Consider the following 13,976-nt stretch of genomic DNA (forward strand, 5'->3'; position numbering starts at 1 on the left):
CGCCGCGGCGTGCAACGGGCTTCTGCCCCGCCGAACTCCCCTGCCATTCGACGCCTTCCCCACGCCGCCCCGGCGCGTCATCAGTCATGCCGTCCGAATGGCTGACATTGCATAAGTCGCCATGACTTACCATGCTAAGAATCGACGGTTCAAAGGGAGGTCACGATGAAGGATCGCGTCTTACTGATCACCGGCGCCTCGAGCGGCATCGGCGCCGCTACCGCCCGCGCCGCGCATCGCGAAAACTATCAGCTGGTACTCGCGGCCCGCTCGGGCGACAAGCTCAAGGCACTGGAACATGAATTCGGCGCCGAGAACGTGCTCACCGTCGAGTGCGACGTCACCGCGATGGACGACCAGCAGGCGATGGTCGAGCAGGCCCTGGAGCGCTTCGGACGCATCGACGCGGTTTTCGCCAACGCCGGTGTCGGCGGCGCGCCGGGAGGCTTCAGTGAAGCCGACCATCACGCCTGGCAGCGGATGCTGATGACCAACGTCTACGGGGTCGGGCTGACCATCCAGGCGACCCTGCCGGCGCTGCGCCGCAGCCACGGCCATGTCCTGCTGACCGGCTCCGCCGCGGGGCGCGCGACGATCCCCGGCTCGATGTACAGCGCCAGCAAGTGGGCGGTGACCGGCATCGGTTACAATCTACGCGAGGAGCTGCGCGGCACCGGCATCCGCGTCACCCTGATCGAGCCCGGCATGGTCGACACGCCGTTCTTCGACCAGCCACCCGAGCAGGCCCTGGCCGATCGGGACATCGCCAACGCGGTGATGTACGCCATCAACCAGCCCCAGCACGTCGACGTCAACGAGATTCTGGTGCGCCCCACGCCGCCACGCGAGGAGAATTGACGCGTCACGCCGGCGCCTGTTGACCGCCGACAAGAAGCCCGTAAAAAACGTCGAAATTGGACTGGTCGAGCGGGAAAAAATTGCGCATGCTTGGGGGGTCCGATTGTCACTTCTGGAGCCTCATGGACGCGGTACGACAAACCGGCAACTGTGCCTCGCGTGCACGGTGCCAGCCCAAGCGGGACTTCGATGTTCGAGACATGGAGCATCGCACCCGCCTGATGCGTGTAGTCACCCGGCGCATCGCCGTTTCAGAACTCGGTAACCGTGAAATCGCCCGGCGTGCCGGCATCCCCACGCAGCGCATCAGCGACCTGCTCGCCGGTCGGCTGGAGCATTTCTCCGCCGACGATCTCCAGGCGATCCGCGACAGCGTGGAAAGCGTCACCGATGACAGCGAGGCCGCGGCGGGCATGGCTCCCGTCAGGCCCACGCCACCCTAGACGCCGTTATCGCCTTTGCGGACACAGCCGCGGCCTAGAGCGGTAGATGGACGATCGCGCCGCGCAGCCCCTGCGCGCCCTGCCCTCGCTCGTCCAACCATAGCTTGCCGAGCGTGATGGGTAGACGGAAGCGTCGCCGTCCCGCACCGCCGGGATTGAACAGCAACCGCCCGTCACGCCACTCGTTGCGCGGCTTGTGGGAGTGGCCGTGCAGCACGGCCTCGCAACGGGTGGCGCTGTCGAAGTCGGCTATATCGTGGACCAGATGCAGCCGCCGGCCGTTGATGACGAGATCCCGGGAGTGGGGCAACCGCTCGGCCCACTGCTGGGTATCGATGTTGCCGCGCACCGTATACAGCGGCGCGATCGCCGCCAGGCGCTCGAGGATCGCCTCGTCGCCGACATCGCCCAGATGCACGATCGCTTCGCAATCGGCCAGCAGCGTCAGCGCCTCCGGGCGCAGCTGGCCGTGGGTGTCGGCGATCACCCCCAGTGCCGAGTCGATCGTCAGATGAACGGCCTCGCGTGTGGCCATCGGCTATTCCGGCAGGTCGGTCACCGCCCCGAGCGATGCCGAACTGACGGTGCGCGCATACTTGGCCAGCACACCGCGGCGATAGCGTGGCTCGGGCTGACGCCAGGCCGCGCGACGCAGTTCGAACTCGTCGTGGCTGAGCGCGACGTTGATGATGTCGTCCTCGGCATCGATGGTGATCTCGTCGCCATCCTCGATCAGTGCAATGGGCCCGCCGTTGAATGCTTCCGGCGAGACGTGGCCGACCACGAAGCCGTGGCTGCCGCCGGAGAAGCGCCCGTCGGTGATCAACGCCACCCGGTCGCCCAGCCCGCGGCCCATGATTGCCGAGGTCGGGGTCAGCATCTCGCGCATGCCCGGCCCGCCACGCGGCCCCTCGTAGCGGATCACTACCACATCGCCGGCCACCACGCTGCCGTCGTTGATCCGCGCCTGGGCTTCCTCCTCGGAGCCGAACACCCGCGCACGACCGGTAAAGCGCGTGCCCTCCTTGCCGGTGATCTTGGCCACCGCGCCCTCCGGCGCCAGATTGCCGTGGAGGATGCGCAGATGACTCTGCGCCTTGATCGGCGCATCCAGCGCCGCGACGATCCCTTGGTCGTCCGGGTAGGGCGCGACCTCGGCGAGGTTCTCGGCCAATGTCCGGCCGGTCACCGTCAGGCAGTCACCGTGCAGCAGGCCGGCCTCGAGCAGCGTCTTCATCAGCGGCTGAATGCCGCCGATCGCCACCAGTTCGCTCATCATGTAATGCCCGCTGGGCCGCAGATCGGCGAGTACCGGCACGCGGCGACCGATCCGCGTGAAATCGTCCACCGAAAGCTCGATGCCGATGGCGCTGGCCATGGCCAGCAGATGCAGCACCGCGTTGGTCGAGCCGCCCAGGGCGATGACCACGGTGATGGCATTCTCGAACGCCCGGCGGGTCATGATGTCGCTGGGCTTGATGTCGCGATCGAGCAGCGCGAGCACGGCCGCCCCGGCGGCGCGGCTGTCGTCGCGCTTGGTGTCGGAGACGGCGTTCTGCGCCGAGGAGTTGGGCAGGCTCATGCCCAGCGCCTCGATCGCCGAGGCCATGGTATTGGCGGTGTACATGCCGCCGCAGGCGCCCGGCCCGGGGATCGCCGTCTCCTCGATCTGCTTGAGCTCGATGCGGTCGATGTCGCCGCGCGAGTGGGCGCCCATCGCCTCGAATACCGAGACGATGTCGGTATGGTTCTCGCCCGGCAGGATGGTCCCGCCATAGACGAACACGCTGGGCCGGTCGAGACGCGCCAGGCCGATCATGCAGCCCGGCATGTTCTTGTCGCAGCCGCCGATCGCCACCAGCCCGTCGAAGCCCTCGCAGCCGGCCACCGTCTCGATGGAATCGGCGATCACCTCGCGCGAGACCAGCGAGTACTTCATGCCCTCGGTACCGTTGGCGATGCCGTCCGAGATGGTGATGGTGTTGAACACCACGCCCTTGGCGCCGGCCTCGTCGGCCCCGCCCCGTGCCTGTTCGGCGAGTTCGTCGATATGGCTGTTGCAGGGCGTGACCTGGCTGCCGGTGGAAGCGATGCCCACCTGCGGCTTGCGGAAATCCTCGTCCTCGAAGCCCACCGCGCGCAGCATCGCACGGCTGGCCGACTTGCCGGGTCCGTCGACGACCGGACCTGAATAACGACGACGCGGGTCGGCGTGGGACTCATCACTCATCACGGCTACTCCCTGGGCTGGACACGTGGACCAGGCTGTCGCGACCTTGCATCACCACAGCCTAGCCGACTCAGTCTGAAAGCGCGGCGCCTCGCTTGCAAACCCCACCCGACCCCGGAGCAGACGACCATGCGCCGCCGGCCACCGTTTCAGGTACCTGATTCAAGGGTGCCGATCGACCACAGGAATGTCTCGCCGGAGCTGTCGTCCACGCCATCGTTGTCGGTGACGATCCAGGCGGTGCCATCGGCGGTGATCGCCAGGCCCTCGACCTTGTCGACCACATAGCCCTTGTAGCCGGCCAGATCGGGAACCAGGTCGCGCACGACCTGCTTGTCGACCACCGGCAGCTCGCCGCCCAGCGGGGCCGGCGCCAGATCGCCCAGCGCCACACGGGTAAGCTGCTTGATGCGCGCAGCGTCACCGATCTGGTTGTCGCGCTCGATCAGGTACAGCCAGTCGCCATGCGCGGTGATCTCGGAGAGCCCGACCCAGCCCTGCGTCACGCTATCCAGCGGGTAGTGAACCGCGCGCCACTGCGCGTCCTCGAGGTCGTAAGCCAGCAGCTTGACCCGGCCCTCGGGATCGTCCTGCCAGGGCCGCTGCAGTGCGATCCACAGGGTATTGCCGACACGCGTGATGCCCTCCGCGGCCCAGCGCTGGGCCACCGCGCGCAGCTCGGCGGGAAAGGCGATCTCTTGCCGGATTTCGCCTTGCGCGTCGAGGTGATAGATCGCATGCGGAATCAGGCGATCGGCACGCCCTTCGGAGACGACGTAGAAACCGCCGCTGCCGTCGCCGGTGATGCCCTCCAGGTCGAGTTTCTGGGCCGGGCGGCCCGCGCGGGTGACATCGGTGGCCGCGACGATGCGCGCCGGACTCGTCGACGGGTCGATGGTGAAGATGCGCGGCTGGTAGGCGTAGAAACTATCGTTGACGGCGTACAGCAGGCCGTCATCGCCGGCGACCATGCCCGACAGCGCCCCCCAGCCGATCAGCTCGTCGGCGCCCGCCGAGGTCAGGGTCGGGTAGCGCGCCGGCGCGTCCTGATAGGCGTAGATCATCACGTGGGCGCGAACGCCGCCCTCGTCGACCAGATCCGTTTCGTTGGCCGTGACCAGCAGGTTGCGCTGGGGCAGCGCGATCGCGCCCTCCGGGGAGATGCCCGAGGGCAGCAACTGCTTGAGCACTGGAGCGGCCGGGTCGCTGACGTCGTAGACGCCCACCATGGAGGCCCGCTCGGCGAGCAGGAAGACATAGGGCGTACCGCCGAAACGCGCGAATTCCATGCCCTCGGGCTCCACGCCCTTGGCGTCGGAGCGCTTGTCGGGGTAATGGCCGGCCTCGATGATCGCATGCTCGAACGCGGCGCCGGCTTCGTAAACCACCTCACCGTGCTTGTCGAAGATCGTCCAGCCGCGCGCTCCGCCGTCCATGTCACCCTCGTTGGCGACGGCAAGGTGGTCGTCATCGATCCACTGGACCGCATCGGGTTCTCGCAGGCGGCCGGGCTGGCGCTCGTCGAAGATCAGCGCCGCGCGCTCATCGGTGGCGTCGATCGCCTCGAGATCCACCGCCCCGGCGCTGAAATGCGCAATCACCTTGCCCTGGCGGTCCAGTACCGCCACATGATTGTTCTCCTGCAGCGTGACTACGGTTTCGCCCAGGCGATTGATATCGGTGAATTCCGGCTCGGGGTCCTGCGGAGCGACCTCGGCAAGCCCCGTCACATCGGCCTTGACCAGCCGGCTGCAGTCGAGCGAACCGTCGACGACATCGACCAGCGCCACATAGCCGCCGGGAAGCTGCGGTACACGGCCGTCGCCCGCCTCCTCGTCGCGCTCGTTCTCGATCGCCACTGCGATGAAGCTGCCATCCGGCGCGGCGGCGGTACTGTCGGGCTGGCCGCCCAGATCGCAGGTCGCCAGGGTTTCGCCGTCGGTCAGATCGATGGCCATCACCTGCCCCGAGGGCGCGTCGTAGGACGCGGACGTATTGACGCCGACGAAGGCGGTATTGCCGATCACCGACACCGCCGTCGGCTCGCCGGGCACGCTGACGTTGCCCCTGGGCAGGGGATTGCTCGGGTCGCTGATGTCGATCAGGCCGATGACGCCCAGCGGACTGTCGGAGTAGACCAGCGTCATGCCGTCCTCCGAGGCGGCGATGATCTCGGCGGAGGTCGCACGCCGGGTATCCTCGCCCTCGGCCATGTTGCGAGGCGTCGCAAAGCTGGCGATGCGGTTGAAGTTCATGTCCGCCGCCACCGGCCCGGAGCCCAGGGCCAGACCAGCGGCGACGAAAAGGATCGATCTGACAGACATGAGCGCGTCCTTGAAAGGTATAAGGGCTCACTAATCTGCCAGCGCGGTATGTCCATTCGGCGACAAGCAGGCGACAGTCCGGTGACGGCGGACATCGGCGCCCCGGCTCATTGCGTCGACAGTGCCCTCACCGGACGCGCCCAGGCGACCAGCACCGCCACCGACGCCGACGCCGTCAGGGCGCCGAGGAACGGCGCCAGGGTCGGTGCGCCGCCTGGAAAGCTCGCCGCCAGCAATCCGGCCGTCAGGCTGCCCTGGGCGACCCAGCCCGGCAGCACCGCGCCGCACAGCCCGGCCAGCCCACCGGCCACCGCCGCGGTGGTGCTCATGCGCGGCCACAATCCCAGCAGCACCGGAACCACCGCCGTGGCACACAGAAGATCGGCGATCAGAAACAGCCGCAGCACCGACATGCCCTGCAACGCCACCAGCATCGCTGGAATCATCAATGCCAGGGTGAGCCAACGCGCCCCGCTCAACGACAGGCCGCGCCGGCTGAAGGTATCGCCCTCGCCGACCAGCAGCGAGGCAATGCCGTTCTGCAGGGTATCGACGCTCGAGGCGACCAGCGTCACCGCCAGGACCAGCGCCAGCAGGCTCAGCCAGCCCGGCGCGCCGCTCAGCAAGGCGAAGAACGGCATCGGCGGCTCACCGAGTCGGGCGCCGCTGAGTGCCGCGAGAATCCCCAGCCCGCCGATAACGGCGACCACCACCACCGTCGCTAACCCGCCGAGCACGGCGCCACGCCCCAGCGCCCGGGAGTCGCGGGCCGCCCAGACGCGCTGCCAGTAACCCTGGTGAAAGAGGTTGGCCGCTGTCACCGCGATCACCAGCGTCACCGCCACGCTCAGCGCATCGCCGAACGCGATGTCGGGCAGCGCGGCGGATGCCGGTGGCGCCGGCAGTCGCGCCAGCGCCACGCCGCCGACAACCAGCAACAGTGCGCTCAGCAACAGCGCCTGCCAGCGGTCGGTGACCAGGCTCGCACGCAGCCCGCCCCAGGCGGTGTAGACCAGCGTGGTCACCGCCACCGCGACGATCGCCACACCGCCCGGCAACGGCGATAACAGCGCCGTTATGCCGCCGATGGCGCTCAACTCGGCGGCCAGGAAGCAGGCCATGTAAAGCACCGAGATCAGCGCCACGTAGCGGCGTACGCCCCTGCCGAAGCGTGCCGCGGCGAACTCGCCGATGCTGCGACCTTGGGGCAGCCGGCGGCGAATCGCCGGGCCGCACAAGCCCAGCACGAGAAACGGCAGCGCCGAGCCGACGGCATAACCGGCCAATGCCACCGGACCGACGAAGGCGCCGACTTCCGGCGGGGCGAAGAGAATCCACGCGCCCATCCCCGACGCCAGGAACGACAGCCCCAGAGTCGTCGCCGGCTGCGAGTTGCGCGCGGTCATGTAGTCGTCGAGCGGGTCGTTCGCGCGGCTCGCGCGCAGCCCAAGGATGGCAAACAACAGCAATGCCGCGCCGAGCGCGGCCAGGGTCGCGTATAGCATGTCGCTCTTCCTCCGCCGGTGTTAACCGGATCAGGTTCCAGGGTCAGCGCTTCCTGCGAAGCCGCACTCTCAGCCCGCCCGCTGGGCAGGACTCCCCTGGCGACAGTGGATGTAGTTTCAGCCGTTAAAGGTTATCGTCAAAGCGCCGATAACCCAAGTTATGGAAAGTTGCCAGGCAAGACGCGCCCAGCCGACGTGTCATTCGCAACGTGAAACGACGATACGACAACGAAGAATAACGCAGACACGGGGTCCGATAACGCCATGCCTTATTACGAAGCCAAGGAACATGAACCCGGCCGGCTGCATGCGGTTTTCGCCGACCCCTATCAGGCATTCGGCAACCACATACACGAACGCTGGGACAATCTCCCGGCCGGCCTGCATGCCCTGCTCGACCGTCCGCTGGCCGAGAGCACATTGAAGATTCGTGTCATCCACGGCTGGGAAAACGGCAGCTGTCAGCTCGGCGAGCTCAACCATAGCGACCATGAAATGCGCAGTCTCGACGACCTGCGTCACGTCGACGAGCGCTATCACCAGGCTCGCAGCGCCGGCCAACCACTGCCGCACGAGGAGCGCTCGCTGCTCGAAAGCCCCCTGGACGAGGCCATCGAACAGGCCAAGCAGGCGGGTCAGACCATCGACGGCCTGACCCGCAGCACCCCGGCACGCTGGCCGGCGTTCGAGCAGGGGCTGTTCCTTTATACCTTCTTCAAGGTCTACCACCGTCTCATCTATGGCGAGGACGACGCCTACCGCTCGATCCGCTGCCTGACGAGTCACGGACCCTACGAGGTCCACGAATTCCACCTCGAAGAGGGCGAATTCGCCATCGTCACCCCCACCGGGGACGATCAGCCGGGCGCCACGCTCCTGGTCCTCCACGAGAGCCAGCTCGAACCGATGATCCAGTTGCTGGAAACGTGCCGGGTCGCCGCCTAGGCAACGACTCGGGCTTCCCCTGCCCTCGCCAACCTAGCGCTTTCGCCGGGTTGCGGGCACGAGGCGACGACCCCCTCTCTGGCGAGACGGGGCCGCAATATGGTGCGCCGCGAGTCACCCCATCGATATGGTGCTGTTGATCCCCGAGGAGACGTTCTCGGGCTCGAACCAGCGTGCGGTGACAGTCTTGGTCTGGGTCCAGAAGGCGATCGCCTGCTTGCCGTTGGGCCCCAGATCGCCGAGCTTCGAACCCCGCGAACCGGTGAAGCTGAAATAGGCCACCGGCACCGGGATCGGCACGTTGATGCCCACCTGGCCGACATCGATATCGCTTTCGAAACGCTTGGCCACCCAGCCCGAGTTGGTGAAGATCGAGGTGCCGTTGCCGTTGGGGTTGGCGTTGATGAAGTCGATGGCCTCGTCCAGCGTCTCGACACCCACCACGCAGAGCACCGGGCCGAAGATCTCCTCGCGATAGATGGCCATGTCGGCGGTCACGTCGCTGAACAGCGTCGGGCCGACGAAGTTGCCGTCCGGATAGCCGTCGACGGTCAGACCGCGCCCGTCGAGCCTTAGCGTGGCGCCTTCGGCCTCGCCCCTGGCGATCAGCGACACCACCCGGTCGCGCGCCGCCGGCGACACCAGCGGTCCCAGGTCGGCATCGCGCTGGGTGCCGGGGCCGACGGTCATGGCCCGGGACTTCTCGACGATCTCGTCGAGCCAGTCACGCGCCTCGCCGACCAGCACCAGCACCGAGTTGGCCATGCAACGCTGGCCGGCGGCGCCGAACGCCGAGCCCAGCAGGTTGTTGATCGCCTGGCTGCGGTTGGCGTCGGGCATCACCACGCAATGGTTCTTGGCGCCCATCATCGCCTGCACGCGCTTGCCCGCGGCCCCGGCGCGAGCATGGATCTGAGTGCCGACATGGGTCGAACCGATGAACGACAGCGCCTTGATGTCCGGATGGTCGCACAACCGGTTGGCGACCTCCGGCCCGCCATGCACCACGTTGAGCACGCCGGGCGGCACGCCGGCTTCATGGGCCAGCTCGACCAGCCGCATGGTCGACGACGGGTCCTGCTCGGAGGGCTTGAGGACGAAGGTATTGCCGGTGGCGATGGCCAGCGGAAACATGAAGCACGGCAACATGATCGGGAAGTTGAACGCAGTGATCCCGGCCCCCACCCCCAGCGGCTGATTGAGCGAATAGACGTTGACGTCGCTGGCGGCGTTTTCGGCGATCTCGCCGAGCTGCAGCGAGGTGATCGAACAGGCGTGCTCGACCACCTCCAGGCCGCGGCCCACCTCGCCTTCGGCGTCGGGCAGGGTCTTGCCATGCTCCTCGGTGATCAGCGCGGCCAGCTCGCCGGTGTGTTCGCGGATCAACGCCTGGAAGGCGAGCATGATGCGCATGCGCTTGGCCAGCGGCACCTTGCGCCAGGTCCTGAAGGCGGCCCGGGCGCTGGCCACGGCGCGATCGACCTCCTCGAGCGAGGCGAACGGCACCCGGGCGACGACCTTCTGGGTCGCGGGGTTGATGACATCACGCCATTCGCCGGACTGCGACGGCACGGGCTTGCCCTCGATGTAGAGGGCGATCTCTCGGACGGACATGTGGGCGGCTCCTGTTGTGATTGTTGGCGTCGTCAGGCGTTTGGAAATGGCTCCGGATCATGGCTAGTTTACGCGCACGGCAACCCCACACAACGCCCGCCCGCGTAAGACTTTTGTCCCGCCTCAGGTACCGCAGAAGGTACGAAACACCTGCTCGCTGGGTGCGGCGGGCAGCGCGTACTCCTCGCGGCCCGGCTGCTCGTCGAAGGGCCTGGAGAGCACCTCGCGCAGCGTCTCGAAGGGCCCGAAGTCGCCGTCGTCCGCCGCCGTCAGCGCCTCCTGGACGCGGTGATTGCGGGGAATGTACTTGGGATTGGCCGCGCACATGCGCCGGACGATCTCATCGGGAGCGGCCGCTTCCCGGGCCAGCCGCTCGCGCCACCGACCGAGCCAGGCCTGGATCGCCTCGGTCCGTTCGAACAGGTCGAAAAGCGCCGGCTCGGATTCGGCCGAGGCCGCCACGTCGCTCAACTGGCGAAAAGTCAGAGTGAAGTCCGCGCGGCCCGCCTGCATCGCCTCGAGCAGTGACTCGATGAGTTCGCCGTCGTCCTCCTCTTCCCGGGCCAGGCCCAGCTTGGCGCGCATCACCGCGAGTTTCTCGGTCTCGAAGCGCGCCGGATAGGTCTCGAGCACCTCGGTGGCCTTGGCGACGGCCCGCTCCTGATCCTCGTCGATCAAGGGCAGCAGCGTCTCGGCCAGCCGCGCCAGGTTCCACTGGCCGATGCCCGGCTGGTTGCCGTAGGCGTAGCGCCCGCCCTCGTCGATCGAGCTGAACACGGTGCGCGGGTGGTAGGCCTCCATGAACGCGCAGGGACCGAAGTCGATGGTCTCGCCGGCGATACTCATGTTGTCGGTATTCATCACGCCATGGATGAAACCGACGCCCATCCAGCGGGCGATGAGCGTGGCCTGGCGGGCCTGTATCGCCTCGATCAGCGCCAGGTAGCGTTCCCCCTCGAGACGGTTGAGATGCTCGCTGTCGGCAAGTTCGGGATAGTGGCGCGCAATGACATGGTCGGCCAGCTCGCGCAGGCCTTCGATATCGCCGCGGCCGGCGAAGTACTGGAAAGTGCCGACGCGGATATGACTCGCCGCCACTCGGGTCAGGATCGCGCCCGGCTCGGGAATGCGGCGAATCACCCGCTCGCCGGTGGTGACCGCCGCCAGCGCCCGGGTGGTGGGAATGCCCATGGCGTGCATCGCCTCGCTGACCAGATACTCGCGCAGCACCGGGCCGAGCGGCGCGCGCCCGTCGCCGCCCCGCGAGAAGGGCGTGCGACCGCCGCCCTTGAGCTGGATGTCGCGCAGCCGGCCCCGGCGATCCGTGACTTCGCCGAGCAGCACCGCCCGGCCATCACCCAGGCGCGGCACGAAGTTGCCGAACTGGTGCCCGGCATAGGCCATCGCCAACGGCTCGGCGCCGTCGGGCACGCGGTTGCCCGAGAAGACCTCGGTGGCGAGTGCCTCGTCGTAGGCGTCCAGATCGAAGCCCAGCTCCTCGGCCAGCGGCCGGTTGAAGGCCACCAGCGCGGGCGAAGCGACGGGCACGGGGTCGAAGCGCTCGTGGAAACGCGCCGGTAGACGAGCATAGTGCAGGGTGAACGTGGGTAGCATCGAGCCTCCGTTGCCGACGGTCGTCACCGATCGGCGAAATGAATGCGTCTTTGTTGAGCATAGGTGATAGCGAGCGGCACACTTTGCAAGGTTTCGATTGCCACCCAAGGCACGGTTCCGGTTGCCACTTGAGTGCCGATTCCGGCGAGTCCTCGGCCACGGACACGATACACTGGCCACCACAGGTTGACTCTCAGCAAGGAGAACGCCGTGCTCGACCCCGAACGCTGTCGCCAGGCGCGCCTGTCGCGGGACGCGCGCTTCGATGGCCAGTTCTTCACCGCGGTCAGGACGACGCGGATCTACTGCCGACCGATCTGCCCGGCCACACCGCCTCGGGAACGCAACGTGCGTTATTTCGAGAGCGCCGTGGCGGCGGCCGATGCCGGCTTTCGCCCCTGCCTGCGCTGCCGGCCGGACAGCGCCCCGGGCTCGCCGGCCTGGAAAGGCGTCGACACCACCCTGGAGCGAGCTTTGCGGCTGATCGAGGGCGGCGCCCTGCAGCGGGGCTCGCTCGGCGAGCTGTGCGAGCGCCTGGGGATCGGCGAGCGTTACCTGCGCCGGCTGTTTCATGATCGCTTCGGCGTCTCGCCCAAGTCCTATGCGATCTACCAGCAGTGCCTGTTCGCCAAGCAGCTGCTGCACCAGACCGACCTGCCGGTGACCGAGATCGCCTACGCCAGCGGCTTTCGCAGCCTGCGCCGCTTCCACGACGCCTTTCGCTCACGCATGGGCATGAACCCCGGCGAGCTGCGCCGCCGCGCCGCAGACGGCGGCCGCGGCCTGACTCTGCAGCTGGCCTATCGTCCGCCCTATGCCTGGGAGCGGCTGCGCGACTTCCTCGCCCAGCGTTCGGTCAGCGGCCTCGAGTGGGTCGGCGACGACCACTATGGTCGCGGCTTCGCCTGGCAAGGCGCCAAGGGGCACTTCACCGCGCGCCACGAGCCGCGGCACCATCGCTTCACGGTAACGCTGGAACTCGACCGGCTGGCGGCGCTCAAGGCGGTGGTCGGCAATATCCGCCGCGTACTCGACCTCGACGCCGACACCGCCGCCATCGAAGCCCATCTGGCCCAGGCGCCCCCCGGGCTGCCGCTGGTGGAAGGCCTGCGCCTGCCGGGCCTCTGGAGCCAGTTCGAGGCCGGCATCAAGGCGATTCTCGGCCAGCAGGTCTCGGTCACCGCCGCCCGCAAGCTGGCCCAGGTGCTGGTCGATACGCTGGGCGAGAGCGACGCTGCGGGGTATCGCCGCTTCCCCGAGCCGGCCGCCATCGCCGCCAGCGACCTGGCCTTCCTGGGCATGCCCGGCGCGCGACGCGAAACGTTGCGCCGCCTGGCCGAATGGCACCTGGCCCATGGCCATGACGAAGACGCCCGGGCCTGGCTGACGCTCAAGGGCATCGGCCCCTGGACGGTGGATTACGCCCGCATGCGTGGCGCCAGCCACCCCGACATCTGGCTGGGCGGCGACCTGGGCGTGAAGAAGGCGCTCGGCGAACTCGGCGGGGCCGACCCCGCCGCCGCCTCGCCCTGGCGCAGTTACCTGACCTTCCAACTGTGGAATCGCTGACATGTCTCTCGACAACGACTATCTCGACTACCTCGACACGCCCCCCGGCTCGCCCATCGGCCTGCTGGAAATTCACGCCAGCGAACAGGGCATCACGCATGTCCGCTTCGTCGACGAGCCCGCGCGCACCCCGCGTCCCCATCCGCTGATCGAACGCAGCAAGGCCCAGCTCGCCGAATACTTCCGCGGCGAACGGCGGGTCTTCTCGCTGCCTCTCGCCCCGCGCGGCACCGACTTCCAGCAGCGCGTCTGGCAGCGCCTGCGCGAGGTGCCCTACGGCGAGACCTGCAGCTATGCGACGATCTCGCGGGGCATCGGCAGCCCCAACAGCCATCGCGCGGTGGGAGCCGCCAACGGTCGCAATCCGCTGGCGATCATCGTGCCCTGCCACCGGGTGATCGGCAGCAACGGCCAGCTCACCGGCTATGCCGGCGGGCTGCCGCGCAAGCAGTGGCTGCTGCGGCTGGAAGGCGTGGATCTCGCCGGCTCGGAGGATCTGTTCGCCACTTCGTAAGCCGCTGACCAGGTTTCATTACCGGGGACCGTACAGCTGATTGATGGAGGCTGGGTAAATTAACGCTCGTTGTCGGCATGCCGGCAGCTCGCATGATCATGCTGCCGCGCTGACGGCTCCCCGATCGACGCAAAAGGAGTTGGCATGAAATTGCTACGCCATGGCCGCAGCGGCCACCCGGTACCAGAGGATTTCTTGTGAGTCCTGCCTCAGGATGCCTCCCGCTCGGCGACGAAGGTGCGCACGATCTCGCGGAAGTCGCGGTCGCCGGTGAAGCCGAGTCGATCGGCACGCGGCGTCTCGAAGCGAGCCGGCCAGCTGGCGACGATGGCTTCGATGCGCGGGTCGGGCTCGTGGCTC

General features: G+C 67.8%; 11 protein-coding genes and 1 riboswitch. Of the genes, 5 read left to right on the forward strand and 6 right to left on the reverse strand.

Annotated features, from left to right (window positions below):
* Window positions 1–165 precede the first annotated feature (165 nt).
* Entirely contained in the window at window positions 166–858 is a 693-nt protein-coding gene (locus HR9077_RS13010; protein ID WP_136067433.1) for an SDR family oxidoreductase, read from the forward strand.
* A 200-nt stretch (window positions 859–1,058) separates the two neighbouring features.
* Window positions 1,059–1,301: an XRE family transcriptional regulator gene (locus tag HR9077_RS13015; protein ID WP_244613211.1), complete on the forward strand. Its 243-nt coding sequence runs from the start codon at window positions 1,059–1,061 to the stop codon at window positions 1,299–1,301.
* Between the two features lie 34 nt (window positions 1,302–1,335).
* Here the strand turns inward: HR9077_RS13015 and HR9077_RS13020 are convergent, their stop codons facing one another.
* From HR9077_RS13020 to HR9077_RS13035, 4 genes are all read right to left on the reverse strand, one after another.
* Window positions 1,336–1,836, reverse strand: coding sequence for a metallophosphoesterase family protein (locus HR9077_RS13020; RefSeq protein WP_136067435.1), 501 nt, complete (start codon window positions 1,834–1,836; stop codon window positions 1,336–1,338).
* A 3-nt stretch (window positions 1,837–1,839) separates the two neighbouring features.
* Complete coding sequence (gene ilvD / locus HR9077_RS13025; RefSeq protein ID WP_136067436.1) at window positions 1,840–3,531, reverse strand: dihydroxy-acid dehydratase; 1,692 nt, start codon at window positions 3,529–3,531, stop codon at window positions 1,840–1,842.
* A gap of 149 nt (window positions 3,532–3,680) precedes the next feature.
* On the reverse strand, window positions 3,681–5,855 hold the full coding sequence (locus HR9077_RS13030; protein ID WP_136067437.1) for an esterase-like activity of phytase family protein: 2,175 nt from the start codon (window positions 5,853–5,855) through the stop codon (window positions 3,681–3,683).
* 107 nt (window positions 5,856–5,962) lie between these two features.
* Entirely contained in the window at window positions 5,963–7,360 is a 1,398-nt protein-coding gene (locus tag HR9077_RS13035; protein ID WP_136067438.1) for an SLC5/6 family protein, read from the reverse strand.
* A riboswitch (TPP riboswitch) is annotated at window positions 7,350–7,468 on the reverse strand. Its footprint overlaps the gene before it by 11 nt.
* A 156-nt stretch (window positions 7,469–7,624) precedes the next feature.
* Between HR9077_RS13035 and HR9077_RS13040 the strand changes: the two genes are divergently transcribed.
* Entirely contained in the window at window positions 7,625–8,305 is a 681-nt protein-coding gene (locus HR9077_RS13040; protein WP_136067439.1) for a hypothetical protein, read from the forward strand.
* A gap of 114 nt (window positions 8,306–8,419) precedes the next feature.
* Here the strand turns inward: HR9077_RS13040 and HR9077_RS13045 are convergent, their stop codons facing one another.
* Together HR9077_RS13045 and HR9077_RS13050 are read right to left on the reverse strand one after the other, a co-directional pair.
* Window positions 8,420–9,919 carry a CoA-acylating methylmalonate-semialdehyde dehydrogenase gene (locus HR9077_RS13045; protein ID WP_136067440.1) on the reverse strand — a complete coding sequence of 500 codons (1,500 nt, stop codon included), beginning with the start codon at window positions 9,917–9,919 and terminating at the stop codon, window positions 8,420–8,422.
* 123 nt (window positions 9,920–10,042) lie between these two features.
* Window positions 10,043–11,533, reverse strand: a complete 1,491-nt coding sequence (locus HR9077_RS13050) for a protein adenylyltransferase SelO (RefSeq protein ID WP_136067441.1) — start codon at window positions 11,531–11,533, stop codon at window positions 10,043–10,045.
* Window positions 11,534–11,743: 210 nt separating this feature from the next.
* Here HR9077_RS13050 and HR9077_RS13055 point away from each other — a divergent pair, with 210 nt between their 5' ends.
* Together HR9077_RS13055 and HR9077_RS13060 are read left to right on the forward strand one after the other, a co-directional pair.
* Window positions 11,744–13,102, forward strand: a complete 1,359-nt coding sequence (locus HR9077_RS13055) for an AlkA N-terminal domain-containing protein (RefSeq protein ID WP_136067442.1) — start codon at window positions 11,744–11,746, stop codon at window positions 13,100–13,102.
* Between the two features lies 1 nt (window position 13,103).
* On the forward strand, window positions 13,104–13,616 hold the full coding sequence (locus tag HR9077_RS13060; RefSeq protein ID WP_136067443.1) for a methylated-DNA--[protein]-cysteine S-methyltransferase: 513 nt from the start codon (window positions 13,104–13,106) through the stop codon (window positions 13,614–13,616).
* The last annotated feature ends 360 nt before the right edge of the window (window positions 13,617–13,976 follow it).

The organism is Modicisalibacter radicis (assembly GCF_900961225.1).
Lineage (GTDB): Bacteria > Pseudomonadota > Gammaproteobacteria > Pseudomonadales > Halomonadaceae > Modicisalibacter.